26 protein-coding genes are annotated in these 25,390 nt (G+C 61.3%); 14 read left to right on the top strand and 12 right to left on the bottom strand.

The window, feature by feature from the left end; genetic code table 11:
* Positions 1-3 precede the first annotated feature (3 nt).
* From ACE4RL_RS06420 to ACE4RL_RS06410, 3 genes are read left to right on the top strand one after another with little or no spacing between them, the layout of a single operon-like run.
* Positions 4-1,053, top strand: coding sequence for an ABC transporter ATP-binding protein (locus tag ACE4RL_RS06420; RefSeq protein WP_375599676.1), 1,050 nt, complete (start codon positions 4-6; stop codon positions 1,051-1,053).
* Entirely contained in the window at positions 1,050-2,093 is a 1,044-nt protein-coding gene (locus tag ACE4RL_RS06415) for an ABC transporter ATP-binding protein (protein ID WP_375599675.1), read from the top strand. The genes ACE4RL_RS06420 and ACE4RL_RS06415 overlap by 4 nt, the downstream gene beginning before the upstream one ends.
* Positions 2,090-3,760 (top strand): M14 family metallopeptidase, encoded by a 1,671-nt coding sequence (locus tag ACE4RL_RS06410; protein WP_375599674.1) that lies wholly within the window; start codon positions 2,090-2,092, stop codon positions 3,758-3,760. The genes ACE4RL_RS06415 and ACE4RL_RS06410 overlap by 4 nt, the downstream gene beginning before the upstream one ends.
* A gap of 47 nt (positions 3,761-3,807) precedes the next feature.
* Here ACE4RL_RS06410 and ACE4RL_RS06405 read toward each other — a convergent pair whose 3' ends face one another.
* Both ACE4RL_RS06405 and ACE4RL_RS06400 read right to left on the bottom strand, forming a co-directional pair.
* Positions 3,808-4,533, bottom strand: a complete 726-nt coding sequence (locus tag ACE4RL_RS06405; RefSeq protein ID WP_375599673.1) for an SDR family NAD(P)-dependent oxidoreductase — start codon at positions 4,531-4,533, stop codon at positions 3,808-3,810.
* Positions 4,530-5,294: an SDR family NAD(P)-dependent oxidoreductase gene (locus ACE4RL_RS06400; protein ID WP_375599672.1), complete on the bottom strand. Its 765-nt coding sequence runs from the start codon at positions 5,292-5,294 to the stop codon at positions 4,530-4,532. The genes ACE4RL_RS06405 and ACE4RL_RS06400 overlap by 4 nt, the downstream gene beginning before the upstream one ends.
* A gap of 94 nt (positions 5,295-5,388) precedes the next feature.
* Between ACE4RL_RS06400 and ACE4RL_RS06395 the strand changes: the two genes are divergently transcribed.
* Entirely contained in the window at positions 5,389-5,799 is a 411-nt protein-coding gene (locus ACE4RL_RS06395) for a RidA family protein (protein ID WP_375599671.1), read from the top strand.
* 93 nt (positions 5,800-5,892) lie between these two features.
* On the opposite strand, the gene ACE4RL_RS06390 is transcribed toward ACE4RL_RS06395, so the two are convergent.
* Entirely contained in the window at positions 5,893-6,600 is a 708-nt protein-coding gene (locus ACE4RL_RS06390; protein WP_375599670.1) for a GntR family transcriptional regulator, read from the bottom strand.
* 413 nt (positions 6,601-7,013) lie between these two features.
* Positions 7,014-8,066 carry a cytochrome C gene (locus tag ACE4RL_RS06385; RefSeq protein ID WP_375599669.1) on the bottom strand — a complete coding sequence of 351 codons (1,053 nt, stop codon included), beginning with the start codon at positions 8,064-8,066 and terminating at the stop codon, positions 7,014-7,016.
* 127 nt (positions 8,067-8,193) lie between these two features.
* On the opposite strand from ACE4RL_RS06385, the gene ACE4RL_RS06380 reads away from it, so the two are divergent.
* The 10 genes from ACE4RL_RS06380 to ACE4RL_RS06335 all read left to right on the top strand — a co-directional run bounded on the left by ACE4RL_RS06380 (position 8,194) and on the right by ACE4RL_RS06335 (position 16,928).
* Entirely contained in the window at positions 8,194-9,435 is a 1,242-nt protein-coding gene (locus ACE4RL_RS06380) for a Na(+)-translocating NADH-quinone reductase subunit A (RefSeq protein WP_375599668.1), read from the top strand.
* Positions 9,435-10,217 carry an RnfABCDGE type electron transport complex subunit D gene (locus ACE4RL_RS06375; RefSeq protein WP_375599667.1) on the top strand — a complete coding sequence of 261 codons (783 nt, stop codon included), beginning with the start codon at positions 9,435-9,437 and terminating at the stop codon, positions 10,215-10,217. Before ACE4RL_RS06380 ends, ACE4RL_RS06375 begins: the two co-directional genes overlap by 1 nt.
* Positions 10,210-11,019 carry an NADH:ubiquinone reductase (Na(+)-transporting) subunit C gene (nqrC, locus tag ACE4RL_RS06370; protein WP_375599666.1) on the top strand — a complete coding sequence of 270 codons (810 nt, stop codon included), beginning with the start codon at positions 10,210-10,212 and terminating at the stop codon, positions 11,017-11,019. The genes ACE4RL_RS06375 and nqrC overlap by 8 nt, the downstream gene beginning before the upstream one ends.
* The gene (locus ACE4RL_RS06365; RefSeq protein WP_375600244.1) at positions 11,010-11,672 is read left to right on the top strand and encodes an NADH:ubiquinone reductase (Na(+)-transporting) subunit D; all 663 of its coding nucleotides are present in this window, start codon (positions 11,010-11,012) and stop codon (positions 11,670-11,672) included. The genes nqrC and ACE4RL_RS06365 overlap by 10 nt, the downstream gene beginning before the upstream one ends.
* A complete protein-coding gene (gene nqrE / locus ACE4RL_RS06360) occupies positions 11,669-12,268 on the top strand; it encodes an NADH:ubiquinone reductase (Na(+)-transporting) subunit E (protein ID WP_116589868.1) in 600 nt (199 codons plus the stop codon). Before ACE4RL_RS06365 ends, nqrE begins: the two co-directional genes overlap by 4 nt.
* Entirely contained in the window at positions 12,265-13,485 is a 1,221-nt protein-coding gene (gene nqrF, locus ACE4RL_RS06355; RefSeq protein ID WP_375599665.1) for an NADH:ubiquinone reductase (Na(+)-transporting) subunit F, read from the top strand. Before nqrE ends, nqrF begins: the two co-directional genes overlap by 4 nt.
* A gap of 2 nt (positions 13,486-13,487) precedes the next feature.
* Positions 13,488-14,447 (top strand): FAD:protein FMN transferase, encoded by a 960-nt coding sequence (locus tag ACE4RL_RS06350; RefSeq protein WP_375599664.1) that lies wholly within the window; start codon positions 13,488-13,490, stop codon positions 14,445-14,447.
* 9 nt (positions 14,448-14,456) lie between these two features.
* A complete protein-coding gene (gene nqrM, locus ACE4RL_RS06345; RefSeq protein ID WP_375599663.1) occupies positions 14,457-14,633 on the top strand; it encodes a (Na+)-NQR maturation NqrM in 177 nt (58 codons plus the stop codon).
* Positions 14,626-15,021, top strand: a complete 396-nt coding sequence (locus ACE4RL_RS06340) for a CBS domain-containing protein (RefSeq protein ID WP_375599662.1) — start codon at positions 14,626-14,628, stop codon at positions 15,019-15,021. The genes nqrM and ACE4RL_RS06340 overlap by 8 nt, the downstream gene beginning before the upstream one ends.
* 137 nt (positions 15,022-15,158) lie before the next feature.
* Entirely contained in the window at positions 15,159-16,928 is a 1,770-nt protein-coding gene (locus tag ACE4RL_RS06335; RefSeq protein ID WP_375599661.1) for an SLC13 family permease, read from the top strand.
* A 328-nt stretch (positions 16,929-17,256) separates the two neighbouring features.
* Here ACE4RL_RS06335 and ACE4RL_RS06330 read toward each other — a convergent pair whose 3' ends face one another.
* The 8 genes from ACE4RL_RS06330 to ACE4RL_RS06295 all read right to left on the bottom strand — a co-directional run bounded on the left by ACE4RL_RS06330 (position 17,257) and on the right by ACE4RL_RS06295 (position 25,390).
* On the bottom strand, positions 17,257-18,990 hold the full coding sequence (locus tag ACE4RL_RS06330; protein ID WP_375599660.1) for an extracellular solute-binding protein: 1,734 nt from the start codon (positions 18,988-18,990) through the stop codon (positions 17,257-17,259).
* A gap of 77 nt (positions 18,991-19,067) precedes the next feature.
* A complete protein-coding gene (locus ACE4RL_RS06325) occupies positions 19,068-19,349 on the bottom strand; it encodes a DUF2160 domain-containing protein (RefSeq protein ID WP_157289255.1) in 282 nt (93 codons plus the stop codon).
* Positions 19,350-19,359: 10 nt separating this feature from the next.
* Positions 19,360-20,202 (bottom strand): carbohydrate ABC transporter permease, encoded by an 843-nt coding sequence (locus tag ACE4RL_RS06320; RefSeq protein WP_375600243.1) that lies wholly within the window; start codon positions 20,200-20,202, stop codon positions 19,360-19,362.
* A 44-nt stretch (positions 20,203-20,246) separates the two neighbouring features.
* A complete protein-coding gene (locus tag ACE4RL_RS06315) occupies positions 20,247-21,119 on the bottom strand; it encodes a carbohydrate ABC transporter permease (RefSeq protein WP_116588627.1) in 873 nt (290 codons plus the stop codon).
* A gap of 2 nt (positions 21,120-21,121) precedes the next feature.
* Positions 21,122-22,192, bottom strand: a complete 1,071-nt coding sequence (locus tag ACE4RL_RS06310) for an ABC transporter ATP-binding protein (protein ID WP_375599659.1) — start codon at positions 22,190-22,192, stop codon at positions 21,122-21,124.
* A gap of 10 nt (positions 22,193-22,202) precedes the next feature.
* The gene (locus ACE4RL_RS06305; RefSeq protein ID WP_375599658.1) at positions 22,203-23,285 is read right to left on the bottom strand and encodes an ABC transporter ATP-binding protein; all 1,083 of its coding nucleotides are present in this window, start codon (positions 23,283-23,285) and stop codon (positions 22,203-22,205) included.
* A 9-nt stretch (positions 23,286-23,294) separates the two neighbouring features.
* Complete coding sequence (locus ACE4RL_RS06300) at positions 23,295-23,525, bottom strand: hypothetical protein (RefSeq protein WP_375599657.1); 231 nt, start codon at positions 23,523-23,525, stop codon at positions 23,295-23,297.
* A 629-nt stretch (positions 23,526-24,154) separates the two neighbouring features.
* The gene (locus tag ACE4RL_RS06295) at positions 24,155-25,390 is read right to left on the bottom strand and encodes an efflux RND transporter periplasmic adaptor subunit (protein ID WP_375599656.1); all 1,236 of its coding nucleotides are present in this window, start codon (positions 25,388-25,390) and stop codon (positions 24,155-24,157) included.

The following is a 25,390-nucleotide window of genomic DNA, read 5'->3' as shown; positions in this document are numbered from 1 at the left end:
CCCATGAGTGACGCTATCGGAACCATGCCCAATCCCGCCAACGCCATCGAGCCACCCCTGCTCGAGGTTGAGGACCTGCAGACCTCCTTCATTGTCGGAGAGGGCCAGGATGTGCGCGCCGTCGATGGCGTCAGCTTCGTGGTCAAAGCAGGAGAAACCCTCGCTATCGTCGGCGAGTCCGGTTCCGGCAAGTCGGTGACCAGCCTCTCCATCATGCGCCTCCTGCCCAAGAAGATCGGCCGCATCTCGCGCGGCAGGGTTCGCCTGCGCGGCAAGGACCTCGTGACCCTTTCAGAGCAGGAAATGCGCGCCGTTCGCGGCAACGATATCGGCATGATCTTCCAGGAGCCGATGACCAGCCTCAACCCGGTTCACACCATCGGCACCCAAATCGCCGAAGTGGTGATTCAGCACGAAAAACTCGGCAAGAAGCAGGCCCATCAGCGCGCCATCGAAATGCTCGAACTCGTGGGCATCCCCGAGCCCGTGCGCCGCGCCAACCAATATCCGCATGAAATGTCGGGCGGCATGCGCCAGCGCGCCATGATCGCCATGGCACTTTCGTGCGAACCCAGCGTCCTCATCGCCGACGAGCCGACCACCGCGCTCGACGTGACCATCCAGGCACAGATCCTCGATCTGATGCGCAATCTCCAGGCCAAGATGGGCATGGCGATCGTGTTCATCACGCACGACCTTGGTGTCGTCGCCGAAATGGCCGATCGGGTGGTCGTCATGTATGCCGGCCAGGTCGTCGAGACCGGCACGGTGGCCGAGATCTTCACCAAGCCGCTGATGCCCTACACATCCGGCCTGATGCAATCCATTCCGCGCATGGGTCAGTCCGACGTAAAGAGCCGCCTCCAGACCATTCCTGGCTATGTGCCGCTGCTCACCAAGCTCCCTGGCGGATGTCGCTTCCGCACCCGCTGCGCCTTTGCCGAAGAGCGCTGTGCGAAGGCCGAACCGCCGCTGGAGGTGCTCGATAGCGGCCGATCCGTGCGCTGCGTGCGCTGGCGCGAACTCGACCTCAAGACCAAGGCTACGGCATGACCGAGACATCCTTTCCTTCCCGACCTGCGCCTAACGATGCCTTGCTCGATGTGCGTCACCTCAAGAAGTACTTTCCAATACGTGGCGGGGTGCTGAGCCGCGTCGTGACCAATGTAAAAGCCGTCGACGACGTATCCTTTTCGATCCGCCGTGGCGAGGTGGTTGGACTTGTCGGTGAATCGGGATCTGGCAAAACAACGGTGGGACGTACCATTCTGCGTCTTGGAGAACCGACATCAGGCTCGATCGACTTCGACGGCGCCGATATCGGCAAGCTCTCCAAGTCCGCTATGCGTCGCTATCGCAAACGCATGCAGATTGTCTTCCAGGATCCCTACGCGAGCCTGAACCCTCGCGAAAAGATTCGCACCGTCCTTGGTCATGCACTGGCCGTCCACAACATCGGCACCTCGGCAGACCGGGAAGACCGGATCGTCGCCATGCTCGAACAGGTCGGTTTGAGCGGGGATTACCTCGATCGCTTTCCGCACGAATTTTCGGGCGGGCAGCGCCAGCGCATCGGCATTGCCCGTGCTCTTGCCGTCGAACCCGATTTCATCGTGGCGGACGAGCCGGTTTCAGCGCTCGACGTGTCCATCCAGGCGCAGGTGGTCAACCTCCTCGAAGACCTTAAGGACAAGTTCAGCCTTACCATGCTCTTCATCGCCCATGATCTGGCGGTCGTCGAGCATATCTGCGACCGGGTCATCGTCATGTATCTGGGGCGGATCATGGAGATCGCGCCGACGCGCACGCTCTATCGCAATCCCAACCACCCCTACACCAAGGCCCTGCTCTCTGCGGTGCCCAGTCCCGACATCACGGCGCGCAAGGACCGGATCATTCTCAAGGGCGACATTCCGAGCCCGATCAACCCACCCTCCGGCTGTGTCTTCCGCACGCGCTGTCCCATTGCGATAGCCGATTGCGCCAAGATCGTGCCGGTGCCGGTCGAGGTTTCGCCGGGCCACTTCAGCGCCTGCATCCGCACTGCCCCACAACCCGCCTACGGCCAAATTGCCGCCCAGGATATGCCATGACTGATCTCGATGTGAAATTCGACCGCTACTATACCTATGACGAGATGACGGAGCGACTGCGCCGGCTGGTCGCTGCTTATCCTGAACTCGCCACAATGACCTCGCTCGCCAAAAGCTTTCAGGGGCGCGACGTCTGGCTGATCGAAATCACCAATCCCAAGACTGGCCCTGCCGCCGAAAAGCCCGGCTACTATATCGACGGGCAGATCCATGCGGAGGAACACGCAACCTCTGCAGCGGCGCTCTATGCCGTCTATCACCTTCTCACCCAGTACGGCACCGATGAAGAAGCGACGCGTCTCCTCGACACCCAGGTGTTCTATATCCTTCCCCGCATCAATCCCGATGGCGCGGAGCTCTCGCTCGTCCCGCCCTATTACAACTGGTGCGGCAATGGCCGCTTCATGCCCGGCGCAGATCGCCTCGAAGGCCTGATCCCCGAGGATATCGACGGCGATGGTTACATCGTCTGGATGCGCGTGCCCGACCCGAAGGGCGAGTGGAAGAAGAGCGCCAGCAATCCCGACATCATGGTGCAGCGCACGCCGGGCGAAGAAGGCGGCGAATATTACCGTATGTATCCCGAAGGCACTGTGCGCAACTATGACGGGGTGAATGTTCCGGTCGAAAAGCCATTCGACGGCAATATGAACCGCAACTTCCCGACGCATTGGTCACCGCAGGAATACGGCGCCGGAATTCATCCGTTGTCCGAGCCGGAATCCTTCGGCATGGCCAAGTTCATCCTCGACCATCCCAATATCTGCGGCATGTGCGCCTATCACACCCATGGCGGCATCATCCTGCGGCCCTCCATGACCAAGCCCGATAGCGCTATGAGCGCGCGAGATATCAACCTCTATAAGGAAATCGGCAAGGTCGGCACGGCGCTGACCGGCTATCCAACTGTCTCGATCTACGAGGAATTCACGCCGGACAAATCCGTCGTGCGCCGTGGCGGCCTCATGGATTGGACCTATGAGGAGATGGGGATCATCTCCTTTGGCACCGAGCTTTGGGACCTTGAGCGCACGGCCGGGGTTCCCAAGGAGGGCTATTACAACCTCTATCCGCGCAATGAAGAGGTGCAGCAAAAGGTCTATGATTACGTCAGGGCCAACATGGCCGAGAAGGGTTGGCGCGACTGGAAGCCCTTCGATCACCCGCAGCTCGGCAAGATCGAAATTGGCGGCATGGTCAATATCTGGAGCTACCGCAATCCACCCGGCAATCTCCTCGAGGAAATGGTTCGGCAGAACGTCTTGTTCAATCTCAAGCATGCGGCCGCAGCGCCTCAGGTCAAGGTCGAAGACGTCGCCATAACCCCGGTCGGCAGCGACCTCTACAAGGTCCGCGCGGTCATAAGCAATTTCGGTTATCTGCCGACCAACCTTTCCGACGTGGCCATCGCCAATAAGGTGGCCAAGCCTGTCACCGCATCGATCAGCGTCGAGGGCGGAGAATTGGTGATGAACCCGGAAACCGCCGATCTCGGCAATCTCGCCGGGCGCAATGAGCGGCTCTATCCATGGTCACCCTGGGGCCAGCAATGGACCGCCAATGGTCGTCCAATCGAGTGGCTGGTGCGCGCCGGGCCTGGCGCATCGGTGACTGTAACGAGCCGCTCAGAAAAAGGTGGCACGCATCGCGTGACCACGACCGTCTGACTTTCTGTCCCAACTGGCTCCGGTCCGTTTCAGGACCGGAGCGCTTTTCACCGGGACGATATCTCCTGCACCAGATCCCAGGCCTTGATGCGCTGATCATTGAGACCGCTGGCGTCCTGAACGGCCAGGTGCACGAAAGCCGGCGCAAGTTCGATCGGATCCTTCCAGATTTTCCGCATTTCTGCCGAATAGGTCGTTTCGCTCATCGGCGTATGCATCGCGTGACCGGGCGTCACGATATTGACCGAGACATTATAGGGCGCGAACTCCTTGGCCAGCGCCCGTGAAAGGCCCTCGATGCCGAATTTGGACGCGCAGTAGGTGCTTTCGTCCACATCGCCGACAATCCCAGCATTGCTCGAGACATTGATGATGGCGCCCGCTCTGCGGGCCTTCATGCCCGGTGCGACCGCCTTGACGCAAAGGAATGCCCCCTTGAGATTGACCCCCATCAGCCGATCCCAGTCGGCGATGGTCACCGCTTCGACAGGCTTGAAGAAAATGATCCCGGCATTGTTGACCAGCACATCAATACGGCCCGCTTCAGCTTCGATGGCTTTCAAGGTCGGCTCAATGCTTTCGGCGTCGGTGAGGTCGAGCTTTCGCGCATGAATATCGCCCGCTAGTTCGGCAAGACCCTTGAGTTCGCCCTCCAGGACATCGAGCGCATAGACCGTTGCGCCCTCTGCTGCGTACAGCTGGGTGATGGCGCGGCCGAGGCCACGTGCTGCGCCAGTGACGACTGCAATCTTGCCGTCCAGTTTACCGCTCATGTCGCAATCCTCCCGCCGTCGATGACAAGCCCGATCCCGGTGACGAAGGAGGACTGTTTCGAGGCAAGAAACAGCACAGCCTCGCCGATTTCGTCGCCCGTGCCCATGCGCCCGAGGGGGGTGATCGAGCGCCATTTCTGCTCTAGAGCGTCTGGATCCGCGGCCTTTTCCAGGTTCCTTCGGTTCATCCCGGTATCGATGACGCCCGGATTGATTGCGTTGCAGCGAATGTTGCGCGCTGCGTACTCGATGGCGATGACGCGGGTCATCGACATGATGCCGCCCTTGGATGCCGCATAGCTCAGATTGCCGCCGACATTGGCGAAGGCGCTCACCGAAGAGTTGTTGACGATGGTGCCGCCGCCATTGCGCAGCAATGCCGGGATGGCGTGCTTGCAGCCGAAAAAGGTGCCCTTGAGATTTATATCAATGACGCGTTCGAAGATGGCCTCGGTCACGTCCTGTGATGGCGTGACCGGCTGCTCGATGCCGGCATTGTTGAATATGGTGTCGAGCTTGCCATGGTCCTGTTCCGCGCGAGCGATGAGCGCGGCGACCTGTTCCTCATTTGAGACATCCGTGGGCTGATAGCCGATGGCCAGTCCGGTAGCCTTGGCCTCCTCGGCCAGGTCAGCACCCGCTGCATCATCAACATCGCCAACGATCACTTTTGCGCCTTCGCGGGCAAACAACAGCGCCGTGGACCGCCCCATGCCGCTCGCGCCGCCGGTGACAACGGCGACCATACCTTCCAGTCTCACTTGCATCCCCTTGCTGGTTTGGCCAAAGCTACTTCATTGTATGCTTGTATTACAAACTGAAAAACATACGTTCTGCCAACTGAATGGAACTGTCATGACCTTGCCCATCCGTCTCGTGACCCCGCCCGACATTTACGCGCCTCCCAGCTATGAGCACGTCGCGATCGCTGGCGACTTCGCCTATGTCGCAGGCCAGGTATCAAAAGATCAGGATGGCGCCTTGGTGGGTGCGGGCGACGCTGCCGCACAGGCGGCCAAGGTCTATGACAATATCGCTGCCATCCTGCGCCACATCGGCGCGGCCCCGTCCCAAGTGGTCAAAATCACCACCTATCTGGTCGACGCCAACGATTCCGCTGCAGTAGGCGCCGAGCGCAAGAAGTTCTTCGGCGACCATCGCCCACCCCATACGGGCCTCATCGTAGCCGCGCTCGGAGGGCCCGAAGTCAAGCTCGAGGTCGAACTCGTCATCTATCTGCCGCAAGAGGCAGCAACCGAGCGTTAAACGACAGCGCTATTGGAGAGTGAGCGCCGTCGAGCCTGGGGGCGAGTGAGTTCGCGGACAAGTGGTAACAGTCAAACCCGTATTGCTGCTGGGTCAGCTGGCGATTGAAACGTCACCGGTTTTCTTGCGCGCGATAAGCAGCATGTGATTTTCGAGCGCTTCCTGAATTTCCTTGAATGGCGTCGATGGCTTGGCCACCTCACCCACGATCCAGTCACGAAATTGCTCGTGCTGCCGGGCACTGGCCTTGAGGTCTTCGTCCCGAAACCGCTCAAAATTGAATACGATCAAGACGTGTCGCGCGATCGTGTCCCAGAGGGTGCCGACAATCGGGTTGTTTGCAGCGTGTCGGATGGCCCTGTGAAATTCGAGGTCGGCAATCAGCGAGTTGCGCAGGCTTCCCGACAGCGCAGAGGCGACCATCATGTCAATCGGCTTTTGGAGAACGGCTGGGCTGCCATTGCCATCGCGCCAATTCTCGATCGCATCACGCAGCATGAAGGTTTCAAGGCTTAGGCGCACTTCCATGATCTGCTGGGTAATGCCTGGCTCAAAGGCGGCGACGCGATAGCCCTTGTGGCCCCCGCCACTGATAATGCCCTGCGCGTGAAGGACCTTTAGGGCTTCGCGGACCGGCACGCGGCTGACGCCGAGCTTTTCGACAAGCGAGGTCTCCACGATGCGTTCGTTCGGCAGGATGATGCGTGTGGCAATGGCCTCGGCGATCGTATCGGCAACGCTTTCTGACAATGAGACCCGCTTGGGTTGCGGCAATCCGACGAGATTTGCTTCTCCATCCATGAGGTACTCCGCCAAAGCTGCCCGCACGGATCGTCGCCGGGTTGCGCTCGGCAGCTTTATCACTCCGGCCCAAGACCCACAACATTGACTGACAATTAGACAATCTGGAAGGTGCGGACGAAAACTTGGACTATCAAATTAGGTAGTTCATCTATTCGCACGAAGATAGAATCCGCGCGGTCGGGCTGTATATCAGCCTCCGGCAAACCCGGTGCGGTTCACTCACCGTCCACGCTCAAAAGAACGGGCCCTCCGAGGTGCAGAAACCATATCGCCAGCAGATTCTGTCCCCCGGCCTGTAGGAGAATGCGGCAACTTGGCGTAGACGGTCAGCTCGACCTGCTGGCCGTTCTGCACGACTGGGCCGCGAACATGGCTTGAAGTCCGCGGAACGCGCCTTCCCCGTTACTCGCTTACGGACGCTCCCCCAAGTTTGCGTTCATGCCACTCGCCTCGGCAAGGTCGGTAATGCTGTCGTGAAGCAGCTGCACGGCATAATGCGGATTGTGGGCATACGCGCCACGGTCCTTGGCAATGAACTGATAGTTGTAAGCAGCCCGCAGAAGCGCCGGTGTCCAGGCCGCGTAGCGGTTGGCCGGCGTCGTCTCTGCGCCCCCGACGAAGTAGTAAGGGAAGCGGTCAGCATAAACGATCGGTATTCCGGCGACGTTGGCCGCATAGTGAGCGATTGTGTCCTTCAGCTGTGCGTTTAGCGCTGCGATTTCCGCATGAATGCCAGTGGTGATATTGCCATCGCCGTCGAAGTCGGCACCTGAGGTGCGGATGGCTGCGAGGTCGGCGACTTCGTGGCAGCCGGTGCAGGTCTCGACTTGGACCCGCGTGCTATGGGGGTCGTGACAATCTACGCAGGTGGCAAAAGACGGCACATGGGCGAAGCGCCCCGCATAGGTGCGCCCAGGATATTCATAACCGCCTTTGACCTCACTGCCGTACAGCGTCGCTGCGGCAACTGCATAGTGCGGGTTGATGAAGCGCAACTCGGAATTGACGTCGTGGTCCGGCAGTTCCTGGGTTGCCGAAGCCACATCGATGCCGGACTGACGGCCCTGATGACAGGACATGCAAGTAGCTGTGCCATCGGGCGGACTGACCGTCAGGCCAGACGGGAAGCGAACGCTGCCGATATCTGACACACCGGCTTCGTGGCAAGTCGCGCAATCGATGACGCCGCCAGGGACGATCGGGTGCGAGACTTCGCCTTCGGCTGAACCGTCAATTCCGTAAAAACTGCGGAAGCCCTCTCCGGAATGGCAGGTGGCACAATTGGCGGGAACCTCGCTCTCGCCTTGCCAGTGCGTGAACGATGCAGATGAGGAATCGGCATGCCCCGATTGCCGCCACAGTTCAATAATCTCCAGAGTGGCTGGCGATTGCTGGGCAAAAGCGGCCCCGCATGCTGCCAGCAGCATTCCCGCAACGGAAGCGAACCTAGTCAGCCTGAACATGGCGTTCTCCTCCCCGCCCAAGTTGTCACGCAACTTATCAGCAAAGGTCCAAGCGAGTATTGATCTAGAACAATGTGCTGGTCAAATTTTTGGCCTATGCTTTTGGCGGAAAGCAAATGAGGCGAGGATGAATATAGTCATTCGTCACGGGCTTCCGCTGCCTGTTGCAGGGGCATTGCCGGACGGGGAAATTGTCCCGACGCGCGTCCCCAAAATAGGGCTTGCGGGCGCCGACTATCCCGACATCCGCCCCGAAATACTGGTGGAAGCAGGGCAGGCAGTCGCCTCTGGCACGCCCCTGTTTCGGGACCGGAAGCGGCCCGAGATCGTGGTCACTTCCCCCTCATCTGGACGGATCGAAAAGATCGAAATGGGCCCCCAGCGGCGACTGTCCCTCTTGACCATTATACCAGAGGGGGAGGATGCGGTGCGATTTGACCTGGCGGCGGCCGGTACCCCGGCAGGCTTGCGGTCGCTGATGCAGCAGGCCGGGCTTTGGCCCGCCTTGCGCACCCGTCCGTTCGACCGGATACCGGCAGGCGATGCCGAGCCAGCGGCAGTGTTCGTCACTGCGATCGACACGCGTCCTCATGCGCCTGATCCTGCGGTGGTCTTGGGCGGGATGGAAGATAGCTTCGCTCGCGGCGTAAGTGCGCTCAGCCTTCTGACGCAAGGCCAAGTCTATGTTTGCCAGGGTGACGGCGTTGATCTGGTGGAGCCGCAGGACCGTGTCTCTGTGGTGCGATTCACCGGATTCCATCCCGCCGGACTTCCCGGCACCCACATCGCTAGGCTGCATCCGGCAACGTCCAGCGCACCTGTGTGGCATATCAATTATCAGGACGTGGCAGCGCTCGGACAGCTGCTCGCGCGTGGCACCGCCGATTTTTCGCGCAGCATCAGCCTTGCCGGACCCGGCACGCAACGGCCGCTTCTATTGCGGGTGCCGATAGGAGCAGACCTTCACGCCCTTTCCCGCCCGCAACTGACGCCTGGACCAAAACGCATTCTTTCTGGCGCCATACTCGACGGGCGCGAAGCGCAGTTTCTCTCGCGCTATCACCTGCAGGCGAGCGTGGTGGCCCGCGTCGAACCGCGCGCCCGCAACTGGCTTATCGCAGCGCTGGGCCGCGCCTCGGCACCGGCGGCCTTTGTGCCAACTGCAGCGGTTGACAGGGCCCTGGGACCAGACATGCCGGCCGTTCCACTGTTGCGCGCGCTCAGCATCGGCGATGCGGACCGGGCAGCACAACTGGGTTGCCTGCAGTTGGGGGAAGACGATCTGGCCCTCGCGACCTATGCGACGGGCGGTGAAACCGATTTCGGTGCGCGGCTGCGAGCGGTGCTCGACATGCTCGAGGCGGCGTGATGCGCGGGGTCTGGCACAGGGATACCGTTTCCTGGATCATCGTCTCGGCGATGCTTCCGGTGGTAGTGGCCGCGAGCCTGGATCTCGGACTTGCCACCATGCAGCGCTTCGGTGTGGCGCTTGCGGTGATCAGCTTTTGGCAAGGCGTGTTCCTGTTCACACGGGCCCAGCCGCTGTCCCCCATCGCGCTGGTCACCGCCTTTGCTGTTGCCGTACTGGCGTCGGGTACCACCGAGATGTGGCAGATCGTGCTTGCAGCCAGTTTCGGCACCGTCATGGGCGAACAGATATTCGGCGGCTGGGGGCGCAATGTCGTCAATGCAGGCGCGGTCACCCTGGCCTTCCTCTATTTCGCCTTCCCCGAAGTACTGCACACCGGCACCGGTCCACTGGTCGCCGTCGCGGCGGGCTTCGGCGCGCTTCTTCTGCTGGTGATGGGCGTGCTTTCGTGGCGGATCGCTGTGGCAGCCACCATGGGGTTGGTGCTGGCTACGTTTGCGCTCGGCCAAGACCCTGCGGCGCCGTTTCTTGAGGGCAGCCTTGTCTTTGGACTGGTCTTCCTGATCGGCGACCCGGTCGCTTCGGCATCCACCAGAATGGGACGCTGGGCATATGGCGCGCTGGCCGGCGCACTGGTTGCGATCTTCGGCTGGGCGGATGCTGGCATAGATGCGCCGCAGGCGGTGGTGTTCGCCACCCTGCTTGCCTCGCTCTTTGCGCCACTGCTCGATGCGGCCGCAGTCGCGGTGGCAACGCGAAAATGGAGGGGCGGCCATGCCTGATCTCAATCCCCTGAGCTGGTGGGCGCGACTCCTGGCCCTGCCCAATGAGAGCCGGACAAAGACGATCGCCATGGCGTTCATCGTGTCGGGCATTTGCGCGTTGCTCGTTTCGAGCGCTGCCGTGCTGCTGGCGCCGATGCGGGATGCCAATCTCGCGGCCGAACGGGCAGCGCGGTTGGCCGCAATGCTCGAGAGCATGCCCGGCCTCGCCGACATTGTCGCCCAATATGGCGCGGACAGCCTCGAAACGGTCGTCGTCGACCTTGAGACCGGTGAGCCGACCGATATCGACCCGGCCACCTTTGATATCGCAGCGGCGGCGGAAGACCCCGAAACGTCCTCGATCATACCCGGCGAGGCGGACATAGCCGGTCTTGGGCGCCGGGCCGATCTGGCCCCTATCCACATCCTGCGCGAGGACGGTGAACTGCGCCTGGTGATCCTGCCGATCTCGGCGGTTGGCTACCAGTCAACCATCCGGGCGCATCTGGCCCTTGAGGGCGATCTCAACACCGTGGCCGGGCTTTCGATCATCGAACAGGGAGAGACCCCGGGCCTGGGCGCACGTATCGAGGAGCCAGCATGGCAGGCTTTGTGGCCGGGCAAGGAACTCGCCGGCGACGATGGCGAGATCAGGCTGTCGGTCGTCAGGGGCCGGGCGACCAGCGCGTTCGAGGTGGATGGCATCACCGGGGCGACCCGCACCGGCAACGCCATCACCGCCGCCATCCATTTCTGGCTCGGCGAATACGGCTTCGATGATGTGCTAGCCAATCTTCGGCAAGGGGCGGGATCGCAATGAAGCGGCTGCAGCATCTTTACACTCCCTTGATCGACAACAATCCGGTCACCCTGCAGATTCTAGGCATCTGCTCGGCCTTAGCGGTCACAACCTCGATGACGACGGCATTGGTGATGTCGCTGGCACTGATCGTGGTGCTTGTTGCCTCCAGCATGATCATCAGCGCGATCAGGCACCATATCCCCACCTCCATCCGCCTCATCCTGCAGATCACCATCATCGCTTCGCTGGTGATCGTCGCCGACCAGGTGATCCAGGCCTTCGCATTCGACATCAGCCAGCGCCTTTCGATATTCGTGGGCCTGATCGTCACCAATTGTCTTGTGCTTGGGCGGGCCGAGGCCTTCGCCATGCGCAATCCAGTGGGACCTTCCGCTCTTGATGCGCTTGGCAATGGGCTCGGCTATGGGCTGGTGCTGCTGCTCATCGGTTTTGTGCGTGAACTGTTCGGTGCCGGGACACTGTTCGGACAAACGGTGTTTCCAACCATCCATGATGGCGGCTGGTTCACCCCGCTCAATCTCATGCTGCTGGCGCCCAGCGCCTTCTTCCTGCTCGGACTGCTGATCTGGGCCATCCGGTCGATGCGCCCTGCCCAGATCGAGCCCGCCTACTATGAGATTTCCATCGAGCCGAACAGGAGAGCGCCGTGATCGATCTCTTCGTTCGCTCGATCTTTGCCGACAATCTGATCCTGAGTTTCTTCCTGGGGGTCTGTACCTTCCTGGCAGTATCCAAGCGGCTCGATACCGCCGTGGGGCTCGGCATTGCGGTCATCGTGGTGCAGACAATCACCGTACCGCTCAACTACCTGATCCTCTCGCGCCTGCTCGCGCCAAATGCCTGGGACTGGCTCGGACTTGGCGGCGTCGATCTCACCTTTCTCAGCCTCATCGCCTTTATCGGGGTGATCGCGGCGGTGGTGCAGGTCCTGGAGATGGTTCTAGATCGCTTCGTGCCGGCGCTTTACCGCGCGCTTGGCATCTTTCTGCCGCTGATCACCGTGAACTGCGCCATTCTCGGGGGCAGCCTGTTCATGGCACAGCGCGACTATGATTTTGCAGAAAGCGTCGTTTTCGGCCTCGGCGGGGGTATCGGCTGGGCGCTTGCCATCATGGGACTGGCTGCGATCCGCGAGCGGCTGAACTATGCCGACATTCCTGCCGGTCTGCGGGGGCTGGGCATGGCGTTCATTGTCACCGGGCTGATGTCGATGGGCTTCACCGCCTTTTCAGGTGTGCAACTATGATCGAGATCGCGCTCGGCACGGTTCTGATCATTGTGCTGATCCTGGCCCTGTCAGGAATGGTGATCGGCGTGCGGTCGATTATTTCGCCATCTGGGCCTGTACCAATCACCATCAATGGCGGCACAGAAATCACCGGTCACACCGGGCAGAAGCTCCTCAGCATTCTCAACGGCGCGGGCATCCCGGTGCCGTCAGCCTGTGCCGGCGCCGGAACCTGTGGGCTGTGCCGCGTCAGGGTCATCGACGGCGCCGGCGCGCCCCTGCCTACCGAACTTGCGCGACTGACACGGAGCAATCTCAAGCAAGGCCAGAGGCTTGCTTGCCAGGTGATGGTGCGCGGCCCAATGTCCTTGGGCGTAGCGGACGACATTCTCGCCGCCGAGAGCTGGACGTCGCGGGTGCGCTCTGCCCGGATGCTGGCGCCACTGATCCGGGAGCTGGTTCTCGACGTGCCCGAGGCAGTGACCTTCGCGTTTCGGGCGGGGTCATATGTCCAGATCGAGGCGCCGCCCTACGCGCTCGATTTCGCATCGCTCAAGGTCGAGCCCGGCTACGCACCTCACTGGAAGACGCTAGGATGGCGGCGGCTGAAATCGGTCAGCCGGGAACCGGTGCACCGGGCCTATTCTGTTGCGAGCCGTCCGGAGGACAGGGGGCAGATCGTTCTCAATATCCGCCTTGCCGTGCCGCCGGCCGGTGCGGATGAAGGGGTGCCGCCCGGCATTGTCTCGTCATACCTCTTCGGCCTGCAGCCAGGAGACAGCGTGGCCGTGTCCGGTCCGTTCGGCGACTTCCACGTGCAGGATACGGACCGCGAGATGGTGTTCATCGGTGGCGGCGTCGGCATGGCTCCATTGCGGGCAATGATCCATGAACAGCTCGCCGCAGGCACGAGACGGAAGATCACCTTCTGGTATGGCGCGCGCAGCGGCATCGATGTGTTCTACAAGGACGAGTTCGATGCGCTGGCGCGGACACATGACAATTTCCGATGGACACTGGCGCTCTCCGAGCCGCAGCCCGAGGATGATTGGCGCGGTGCGACAGGCTTCATCCACGAAATCGTGCTGCTTGACTATCTGAAGGACCACCCGGCGCCCGAGGCCTGCGAATTCTACCTCTGTGGCCCCCCGCTGATGATCCAGGCGGTGCTGGGGATGCTCGACAGCTGCGGGGTAGAGCCGCACGCCATCTTCAACGACGATTTCGGGATATGATCATGCTGACACGACGCAATTTCATGGCCCTCTCCGCCGCAACCCTTGTGACCGGCGCCGTGCCGGCGCTGGCGCGTCAGCTTGCCACTCTTGGCGGCGGGGCCTTCGGCTCATATTGGCGGCTGAGCGTGCCGCAGGGGATCGATCAAGACGCGATCAGCATAAGCTTTTCCCACATCATCGCCGAGGTCGACCAGCTCTTTTCTCCCTACCGGGCAGACAGCGTATTGTCGCAATTCAACCGCCATGACGGCACGGACTGGCAGGTGGTGCCAGACGCGTTCAGCACGCTTGTCGGGCAAAGTCTGACGCTGGCACAAGCTTGTGGCGGCGTCTTCGACCCGACAGTGGGGCCGGCAGTGGCGCGGCAGGGCTTCGGCCCGATCAGCGGCGCCACCGGGTCCTTCGAGGAGCTTGCCGCCCAACCGGGCGCCGTCCGCAAGCATCGGGGCAGGTTGACCGTGGACCTGTGCGGCATCGCCAAGGGCGAGGCTCTCGGTCGTATGGCGGCAGCGCTGGCGCAGTCAGGCGTCACCGACTTTATGCTCGATCTCGGCGGCGAGGTCATCGCCCGTGGCCAGCACCCGGAGGGGCGCGGCTGGCAGGTGGGCGTTGAAATGCCGGGCGGCAGCGGGGTCGCGCATATTCTTCGGCTGGACGACCGGACGGTGGCAACGTCCGGCAACAGTGTCCAGAGCTACGCGCATGCCGGCAGATCCTTCGGACACATCGTCGATCCGTCGAGCGGACGGGCGGCGGATACGAGACTGGCTTCGGTATCCGTTCTCGGCCGCGACCCGGCGCTGGCCGACGGTTGGGCAACTGCGCTTGCTGCCGCCGGTGTCGAAAAGGGCGTGGCGCTGGCCGAGCAACGGGGGCTTGATGCCTTGTTTCTCGTACGCGAAGGCGACAGGCTGCATTCGGTCTTCACGGGTGACTTCTCTGCCGCGGTTGAAGTCTAGGAGGCGTCGATGGCTGTGTTTCTGTCCGCGGTAGTGGTTTTTGGGCTCGCCGTCTCTGCCATGGCACTCGGGGTCATGGCGGGCCGGGCGCCGATCAAGGGGTCCTGCGGGGGCCTGTCATGCATCGGCAAGCTTGAGTGCGAGGCTTGTCCGCATCGGCATGGAGGGGAGAATGCCCATGACTGAACGCCGCACCGTAGCCGACTTCATGGTCACCGACGTCCTCACCGTGCCGCCCGGCATGGAAATCCTTCACGCTGTCAGGCTGCTGCTTGATCGCAAACTGTCAGGAGCACCTGTGGTGGAGGAGGCCGACGAGCTTGTCGGCATGCTTACCAAGAAAGATTGCTTCAAGGCGGCGCTAAATGCGGCCTACTACAAGGAATGGAGCGGCACCGTTGACCAGTATATGACCCGAGCGCCCGAGACCTTGGATGCCGGGCTCGACATCGTCTCCGCTGCGGAGCGTTTTCTGGCCACACCCTACCGACGCTTTCCAGTGGTCGAGGACGGCCGCCTCGTGGGCCTGCTCAGCCGTTCGGACCTGCTGCGGGCTTTTGTCCAACTGTCTTGAGGGCGGCATGAAGCGCTAAGCGCGCGCCTGGATGCAACCTTGTCACTGCGCCATCCCCTTGCCCCCGCGCCCCGACAGTATAGCATCGGCGGTCCCTGAGCGATTTGCCATCAACCGGACTGGAGCAATCGAAACACGTGACCTATGACCAGATATTTCTTTTTGTTCTCATGGGCCTGGTCTTCGCGTTCCTGGTCTGGGGGCGGGTTCGATATGATCTCGTGGCTTTCGCGGCCTTGCTCATCGCCGTTGTCGCCGGCGTCGTGCCGCCAGATCAGGCATTTGCCGGCTTCGGGCAGGAAGCTGTCGTCATCATCGCATTGGTCCTTATCGTATCGCGGGCCCTCGCCAATGCCGGCGCTGTTGAGCTGATCGCCAGGCTCGTGATTTCGTCTGATCGGGCTCTGTCCAGCCACATTGGCATCATGTCGATCGTCGGGGCGGCCCTCTCGGCGATCATCAACAATGTGGCGGCCCTGGTCATGCTCATGTCGCTCGATATCGAGGCTGCCAAGAAGGGCAAGCGCTCTGTCGCGCGCTCGCTGATGCCCTTGTCCTTCGCCACAATTTTGGGTGGCATGATCACCCTCATCGGAACGCCGCCCAATATTGTCGTTTCCCAATTTCGCGAGCGCACGCTGGGCACACCCTATTCCATGTTCGACTACACGCCGGTCGGCCTGGCTTGCGCCTTGGTGGGTATTGCCTTTGTCACCCTGATCGGCTGGCGCCTGCTGCCTGCCGCTGGAGCCGCCGTTGCTGGCCAGGAGCAGGACAAGGGATTGTTCGTGGCCGAAGCGGTGGTGGGGGAGGAATCCAAAAGCCTCGGCAAAACCCCGGACGATCTCCTGCCATTGGCCGAAGAGCACGACATCACCCTGCTGGGGATCGTGCGGAACGGGCGCCGGCTTCCCGGCTTTTCCGCGAGCACCGAGTTGCGCGCCGCCGACATGCTGATCCTTGAGGGTGATCCGAAGTCCATCGAGGCATTCATCGGGGCGGCAAATCTGGAAACCCTGGGCACCGAAGATCATGTCGGGCTCCGAGGAAAGTCCCTCACCCTGATTGAAGCGATAGTTCCAGACAATGCGCGGATGGTCGGCCGCACCGCTCTTGGCCTGGGCCTGCGAAACCGGCGTGGTGTGGCGCTTCTCGGCGTCGCCCGGCAGGGTCGCCGTTTCCGCCAGCGCGTGCGGAAACTGCCGATTCAGCCAGGCGACGTCGTGCTGCTGCTCGGGCCGGAAAACCGCGTGAACGACGCGATCGACTGGCTGGGTGTGCTTCCCATCGCGGAAAGAAGTCACTCCGTCATTCAACGCAGCAAGGCGCTGTTCGCCATTGCCGTGTTCGCCGCTGCTGTGGCCGGCTCGGTGATGGGCCTGTTTTCACTGGCTGTTGCCCTGGCCATAGCCGTCAGCATCTACGCCCTGTTCAACATCATTGGCCCGCGCGAAGTCTATGAATCGGTGGAATGGCCGATCATTGTCCTGCTGGCCTCGCTGATCCCGCTCGGGCTGGCCCTCGAAACCTCCGGTGGAACCGAGCTGATTGCAAACGGCATAGTTTCGCTCACAGGCACATTGCCGACCTGGGCCATTCTGACATTGCTGATGATGGTCACGATGACCCTCTCCGACTTCCTCAACAACGTGGCCACCGCGCTGATTGCCGCCCCTGTCGGCCTGTCCATCGCCCAGACCCTGGAGGTCTCGCCCGACCCTTTCCTGATGGCAGTGGCCGTGGCGGCATCGTGTGCCTTCCTGACCCCGATCGGGCACAAGAACAATACCATCATCATGGGTCGGGGCGGATACCGCTTTGGAGACTATTGGCGGATGGGTCTGCCGCTGGAGGCTATCATCATCGCCGTCGGGGTTCCCTCAATCCTGTTTTTCTGGCCGCTGTGAAGCGGAGCGAGGCGCAAGGCCCAATCAAGCTTTGGGGATGCAGGTGGGGGGACGCTGTGGGGGAGCCGAATGAATTGTCCCTAGCCCGGTAGACTGGGGCAGCGTCAGCGAGACCTTCGCAAGCTGGCTTGGTCGAACTACGACGGCGTCGGAATCAGCATTCGTCAGAGCAAGGGCGGTCGCGCTGTCTATGTCACCTGCACGCCCGCACTCAAAGACATGCTGGACCATCGGCTCTACGGGACCAGTCCTGTCCCCATGCGACATGAAGCGCCAGCATTTGGCGCCGGGGCTCAAGGCCCCGACGCCTCAAGACGTGTTGCTCAGCTTAGTTCGCTTCAGCCCAGCTCTTCACGAGTTCATCATAATCGACCGTTACCGGCTCTTCGTCCTCGTTGTCGAGCTTGAGTTGCGGAGCGAGATTGCCCTTGGAAGTGGCATCCTCGTTCCAGTAGGCGAGATCGTGTTCTTCGGCCAGCTTGGGACCGATATCGCCCTGCACACCAGCGCGTTCGAGGCGAGCCATGACGCTCTCCTGCTCGGCGCACAGCGAGTCCATCGCCTCCTGAGGCGTCTTGGCGCCAGAGGAAGCGTCGCCAATGGCCTGCCACCAAAGCTGAGCGAGCTTCGGGTAGTCCGGAACATTGGTGCCCGTGGGGGACCACTGCACGCGCGCGGGTGACCGGTAGAACTCGATCAGGCCGCCCAACTTGTCAGCCCGTTCGGTGAAGCTGTCATGCTGGATGGTGGATTCCCGCACGAATGTCAGCCCCACGTGGGACTTCTTGACGTCCACGGTGAGCGAAGTCACGAACTGGGCGTAGAGCCAGGCCGCCTGCGCACGATCCACCGGGGTGGACTTCAGAATGGTCCACGAGCCCACGTCCTGATAGCCGAGCTTCATCCCGTCCTTCCAGTAGACGCCGTGTGGCGAGGGGGCCATGCGCCATTTGGGCGTACCGTCCTCGTTCATGACCGGCAGCCCTTCCTTGACCATGTCAGCGGTAAAGGCGGTGTACCAGAAGATCTGCTGGGCCACGCCACCCTGGGCCGGCACCGGACCGGATTCGGAGAAAGTCATACCCTGCGCTTCAGGCGGCGCGTAGTTGTTCAGCCATTCAAGGTATTTGGCGATCGCATAAACCGAGGCCGGGCCATTGGTATCGCCGCCCCGCGCCACGCACGAGCCGACCGGACGGGAGTTCTCGTCCACCTTGATGCCCCATTCATCAACCGGCAGACCGTTGGGAATGCCCTTGTCGCCATTGCCAGCCATGGAGAGCCAGGCGTCGGTGAAGCGCCAGCCAAGCGAGGGGTCCTTTTTGCCGTAATCCATGTGGCCATAGACAGGACCATCGCCCATGTCGCGGCCGGTGAAGAATTCGGCGATATCCTCGTAGGCGCTCCAGTTGACCGGCACGCCCAGATCATAGCCGTACTCTTCCTTGAAGTCGGCCTGGACTTCTGGATCGCTGAACCAGTCATAGCGGAACCAGTAAAGATTGGCGAATTGCTGGTCGGGGAGCTGGTAAAGCTCGCCATCCGGAGCGGTGGTGAATTCGAGCCCGATGAAATCATCCAGGTTGAGCTTGGGGTTGGTGACGTCAGCCCCCTCATTCGCCATCCAGTCGGTGAGGCTGCGCGCCTGCTGATAGCGCCAGTGGGTGCCGATCAGGTCGGAGTCGTTGACATAGGCGTCATAGATATTTTCGCCCGACTGCATCTGCGTCTGCAGCTTTTCAACCACGTCGCCTTCGCCGATCAGGTCATGCGTGACCTTGATCCCGGTCAGCGCGGTGAACGCGGGAGCCAGCACCTTGGACTCGTATTCATGGGTGGTGATGGTTTCCGACACCACCTTGATGTCCATGCCGGTATAGGGGGCGGCTGCTTGCATGAACCACTCAAGCTCTGCCTCCTGCTCCGCCCGGCTCAAGGTAGACAGATCGCCGATTTCCTCATCAAGAAACTTGAGCCCCGCCTCCATGCTTTGCGACCAGGCTGGGCTCGACACTGACAGCGCCAGTAGCGCCGCAGTCGAGAACAATAATTGCCGTTTCATTCCAATCCTCCCTTGGATCGACGTCATGCGATGCAGGAGAGACAGCTCTTTCAGGCCGTCCTCCTGACTTTCCTCCCCTAGACAAAGCGGAACACGACTATCGCGTAGGCCACCGATAGGGCGAGACTCCACCATAGCTGCGGCCCGATCAGGCCCAGCCATGCAAGATTTATGAACGCGCTGCCGAGCAGCGAGATAAATAGCCTGTCTCCTCTGGTCGTCTCGAACCGGAGGATGCCCACCCGCGGATTGCCACCGGGCGCGCGCCATTCCCAGACGGTCATTCCGATCAGCAGCAAGGCGATGATGGTAAAGAAGAGCGCCGTCGGCCAGGTCCAGGCCATCCATGAGAAATTCATGTGGTCCTCCTCACACGCGGCCCAGGGCAAAGCCCTTGGCGATGTAGTTGCGAACGAAATAGATCACCAGGGCGCCCGGAATGATCGTGAGCACCCCCGCGGCTGCCAACACACCCCAGTCCAGCCCCGAAGCCGACACGGTACGCGTCATGATTGCGGAAATCGGCTTGGCGGCGGTCGTGGTCAAGGTGCGGGCCAGCAGCAGTTCTACCCATGAGAACATGAAGCAGAAGAAGGCTGCCACACCGATGCCCGAAGCGATCAGCGGCATGAAGATGCGCACGAAGAAACGGGGAAACGAGTAGCCGTCTATATAGGCCGTTTCGTCGATCTCCTTTGGTACGCCGCTCATGAATCCCTCCAGAATCCAGACGGCGAGCGGCACGTTAAAGAGGCAGTGCGCGAGCGCCACCGCAATATGGGTGTCGATCAGGCCGAAGGCCGAATAGAGCTGGAAGAATGGAAGGGCGAAGACGGCCGGCGGCGCCATGCGGTTGGTGAGCAACCAGAAGAACAGGTGCTTGTCCCCCAGGAACCTGTACCGTGAGAAAGCGTAGGCCGCCGGCAGAGCCACGGCCAGTGAGATCACCGTGTTCAACACCACGTAGATGATCGAATTGATGTACCCCGAATACCAGCTTGGATCGCTGAAGATGACTGCGTAGTTCCGCCAGGTGAAATCCCTGGGCCACAACGAAAAGGCCCCGGTAATTTCCTGGTTGGTCTTGAAGCTCATATTGATGAGCCAGTAGAGCGGCAGCATCAGAAAGAGGATGTAGAGAGTCGGCACTAGCCAGCCCAGTCGCACGGAGGAGCGACTGCGATTGAGCGATGCGACCTTGCCAGAGGTCATCGACCTGCCTGCTACCTTGGGTCCGGAGGCGACGTTTTGCTCGCTCATTGTTCGGCTCCCTTCCCGACATTGGTCATCACGGTATAGAAGACGTAGCTGACCAGCAGCACGATCAAGAAGTAGATCAGCGACATGGCCGCAGCCGGCCCGACGTCGAACTGGCCAATGGCCATCTTCACCAGGTCGATTGAGAGGAAAGTGGTTTCGTTACCGGGTCCGCCGCCGGTCACCACGAATGGCTCGGTATAGATCATGAAGCTGTCCATGAACCGCAGCAGTACGGCGATCAGCAGCACCCGTTGCATCTTGGGCAACTGGATAAATCGGAACACGCTCCAGCGTGATGCCCCGTCGATGCGGGCCGCCTGATAATAAGCGTCGGGAATAGAGACGAGCCCCGCATAGCAAAGCAGCACGACCAGGCTGGTCCAGTGCCAGACATCCATCACCACGATGGTCGCCCAGGCATCGAAAGGGTCCTGCACGTAGTTGTAGTCAATCCCCAGGCTCGCAAGAGTGCGACCAAGCAGACCGATATCAACGCGGCCAAAGACCTGCCAGATCGTGCCGACCACGTTCCACGGTATCAGCAGCGGAAGCGCCATCAGCACAAGGCAAACGGGCACCCCCCAACCGCGCTTTGGCATGTTCAGGGCAATGAAGATGCCCAGGGGTATCTCGATGGCCAGGATGATGCCGGAGAACAGCAGGTTGCGCCAGAGGGCCGCCCAGAACCGTTCCGAGTGCAAGGTGTCGTCAAACCAGTCCAGGCCCGCCCAGAAGAACTGGTTGTTCCCGAAGGTATCTTGCACCGAATAGTTGACGACCGTCATCAGCGGGATGATTGCCGAGAAGGCCACCAGCACCAGCACGGGGAGCACGAGAAACCAGGCCTTGTTGTTCCAGGTTCTGTCCATCGTTACGCCTCCAGCGTCTGACGCCAGGAGTCGGCGTAGATGTTGATGCCCTTGGGGTCGAACGTCACGCGCGGATCGGAAGGCAGTTCCTGATGCTCCGGCACAATGGCTGCGATGTCGCTGCCCTCCAGCGTGCCGCGCACGATGCGATGACGGCCAATATCTTCAACCGCTTGAAGCTGGATGGGCATGCCTTTGTCGCCCACGCGCACATATTCGGGCCGCACCCCCAGTTCCAGCCGGGCGCCGGAACCGGCCTTGGGTGCTCCCGGCAATTCGATCACATGCGGTCCGAGATGGGCTTGGGCGCCCTCCATCTTGACTGGCAGTACGTTCATGCCGGGTGAGCCGATGAAATAGCCGACAAAGGTATGACTGGGCCGCTCGAACAGTTCGGCGGGCGTCCCGATCTGCACCACCTGCCCCTCATACATCACCACCACACTGTCAGCGAAGGTCAGCGCCTCGGTCTGGTCATGGGTCACGTAGACCATCGTGTAGCCAAAGCGCTTGTGCAATTGCTTGAGCTGGCTGCGCAGCACCCATTTCATATGCGGATCGATGACCGTCAGTGGCTCATCAAACAGGATCGCGTTGACGTCCTGACGGACCAGGCCGCGGCCAAGCGAAATCTTCTGTTTCTGGTCCGCGGTCAGCCCTTGGGCGCGTTTCTTCGCCCAGTTGGCCAGATCGATGATCTCCAGGGTCTCGTTGACACGCCGCCTCACATCGGCCTCATCCACCCCGCGATTGCGCAATGGAAACGCAAGATTGTCGAACACTGTCATGGTGTCGTAGATGACCGGGAACTGGAAGACCTGGGCGATGTTGCGGTTTTCGGTCGGCAGGTCGGTTACGTCCGTGCCATCGAACAGGACCCGTCCCCGGGTGGGGGGAACGAGCCCGGAAATGATGTTGAGAAGGCTGGTCTTGCCGCACCCTGAAGGTCCCAGCAGGGCATATGCGCCGCCGTCCGCGAAGGCATGGTGGACTTCCTTGAGGGCGTAATCCTCGTCACGTTCGGGATTGGCGAGGTAGGAATGGCGGATATGGTCGAGATCGATTCTGGCCATTGCTGTGCTCCTACGCCGCCATGGCCTGTGGCCGACCAATGGCCCGGCCGTCACTGTCAAAGACGAGCACGAGGCCCGGATCGAGGAACACCGAGATTTCCTCGTCAGCTTCCAGCCTCTGGACTCCCGGGGCCAGCATGATCCAGTCAGCATCGGCAAATCGCAGGTGCACGAAGCTTTCGGAACCAGTGATCTCCACCGAAGTGACCACGGCCTGCATCCGAACGGCATGCGGAACGCTGGGCTCAAGTGTCAGATGATGTGGCTGGAAGCCGACGGTGTACTCTCCGTCGGCAACCGCGGCCAGATCCCCGGACGCTGGCATTTCCACCCTGCCCTCCAAAACATATGCGCTCCCACGCTTGCGCATTGCCAGAGTATTGAGCGGCGGGTCGGAAAAGGTGCGGGCCGTGATCAGGTCGTTGGGCCGCCGATAAACATCGATGGTCGGACCAAACTGCGTGACACGCCCCTCGGAGAGCGTCGCCGTATTGCCGCCCAGCAGCAAAGCTTCTGAAGGCTCGGTGGTGGCATAGACGAATATCGCGCCGCTTTCGGCAAAGATGCGCGGCAGTTCCGCACGCAGTTCCTCGCGCAGCTTGTAGTCCAGATTGGCGAGCGGTTCGTCGAGCAGCACCAGACCGGCATTCTTGACAATAGCACGGGCCAGCGCCGTGCGCTGCTGCTGACCACCCGAAAGGTTCAATGGCGTGCGGTCCAGATACGGCGTCAGCTTCATCAGGTCGGCGGCTCTGTGAACCGCATCATCAATGCTCTTCTTGTCCGCGCCGGCGATACGCATGGGCGAGGCAATATTTTCGTAGACGCTCATCGAGGGGTAGTTGATGAACTGCTGGAACACCATCGCGACGTTTCGCTTCTGCGGCGAAACGCCGGTGACCTCGACGCCGTCGAAATAAATGCTTCCCCGCGTTGGCCGATCAAGGCCAGCCATGATGCGCATCAGGCTGGTCTTGCCCGACAGCGTCGGTCCGAGCAGTACGTTGAGTGTTCCGCGTTCGAACGACAGCGAAATGTCATCGAGATGCTTCTCGACACCCACTCGCTTGCTGACGTTTCGCAGCTCCAGCATATCCTACCCCTAATCGGCAGCCGAAACGGCTTGCAGCTTCAGATTGGCAGTCGTGGCTTTGCTATCGCGCGGCAGCATAGCACCATCAAGCAAGCTTGGTTCATGGGGATGCCAGTATATTTGCAGGTGCTGCCGCAGCCGCCGAGCATGGGCACGCAGCAGCCCCTCGCCGGCAGAAGCGCAGCCAGCACCGGCCGCAGCTCCGGCCGAGTGATAATCCCGGATAGCCAATCTGTTCATCCTCCCGTCCCAACGCCGGATACCCGATCTTTGGGGACCTTCAGAAGCTAAAGCGAAAGCCAAATAGGTGTCAATCGAAAACAAACGCGCCATTGTTGATAGTCACGCGAACGCGAAAAGCGGAACTCGCCACAGCGCTATAGCGACAGGCCTCGTCGCTCGCCGATGCTGGTCTAACGCGCTCAGTTGAAAGGCATCACCGATCAGCGTCTGGCCGTGACCGGGCAGTGACGCTTTCCACCCCTGGCTTCGGAAGTCAGCGATCTAGCTATAAGACCTCAAGGCAGGGCTATCGGCACGATCGTGAGCGATATCGCGGTGGTCTAAATCTGCTGTTTTCCGCCTGGTTGCGCCGCGCGTGGCGCTGGCCGCGACGATCCTGAGACTAACTCAAGCCATCGTGCTTGCCGCCAACCTCCTGGGCGGCCGCGATGGTGCTGCTGCGCGGGGAGCACGTCGCCGAGGCCTCGGAGCCTGCAATCTCGCCGGGGCGGTGCAGGCGGTGCTTGAGTTGCAGCGCCAAGGCAATGATCTTGGCCCCGTTTTCTTCGGTATCAATTGCCTGCAGACAGCCTCGCGCAACCTGACGACGGTTCTTGACGCGACTGCCGTGCCACCTTGGAGCCAGTTCACCTTGTCTGGCGCGACGCAATCATCGTACCGTCCTCCATCCCGGACGGCGGATACAGCACCACGCGCTCGCCGGCCTCCAGACCCTCAACGACTTCAGCAAACGTTCCATTGTTTCGTCCCGGCTCGACGCGGCGCAAGCTGGCCGTGCCGTCCCGGTCAACGAACACCGACCAGACTTCGCCGGACCGGAACAGGGCGCTGGAGGGAACACGGATGACCGCGTCTGCTTGCCAAACAACGATCCGCGCCTCGATCCGATAACCATGCCCAAGCGCGGCGCGTTCGTCGGGCGGACCGGTCAGGGTCATTGTCACGGGCACCCTTTGCTCCTCGACGCCAAGCGCCGAGAATTTGGTAATGGCAAAAGGATCAATGCGTGACACCTGCCCCTGAAGCGGGACAGGCCCACCCCAATCATCAATGATGGCGCGGTCGCCAATATTTACCTGCACCGCATCAGAAGAAATCAGCTCGACAACGACTTCGAGTTCTCCATCGATATCACCAATCTCCATGATCGGGGCACCTGCGGGCAGGGTGGTCTCGCTTTGCTGCATGATGCGCAGGATACGTCCGTCCGCCGGGGCCAGCAGTGGGATGCCACCACCGTTGCCTGTTCCCATCGTCGAGAACGTGTTCTGTTCGCCGAACTCCACCAGCTGCGCACGCGCATTGGCAACTTCGGCCTCGCGCATGGAGATGGCCGCCTCGGCCGTTTCCACTGCTGCTTCGGCAACCCGGAAACCCTGCTCCGTTCGCTCATAGGCGGCGCTGCTGATCAGCCCCCGTTCTGAAAGCTGGACGGACCGTTCGAGTTCCGCTGCAGCCAGATCGCGACCGGCGAGCGCAGCATTCAGGTCTGCCTTGGCGACCCGCAAGGCTGCATCTGCCGCCTGCAATCCGGCCTGCGCCTGCTCCCTTGTACGCACATCCATGGCCGAGGGGTTGATGGGCAGCATCTGCGCCACGACCGTCTGCCCCCTGATGACCGGATCACCGGGATTAACCTCCACCCGTTGCAGACGTCCGGCAATTGGAGTGGATACCACATAGGCCTCGCGGACCCGCGTGCGGCCTTCTTCATCAATGGTCACCATCATCGAGCCTCGGGTCACCTCGGCCAGATCAACCATCACCGGACGCGGCCAGAAGGCAGCGGCCAGGCCCGCGCCGATCAAGACAACCACCACCAGGGTGACGATGAGACGCGAATGCTTTCTGGCTTTTGACAT

The sequence above is a fragment of the Devosia polycyclovorans genome (genome assembly GCF_042181575.1).
In the GTDB taxonomy this organism is placed as follows: domain Bacteria; phylum Pseudomonadota; class Alphaproteobacteria; order Rhizobiales; family Devosiaceae; genus Devosia; species Devosia polycyclovorans.
Note: the sequence above shows the minus strand (reverse complement) of the source record. Positions and strands in the feature narration are given on the sequence as shown.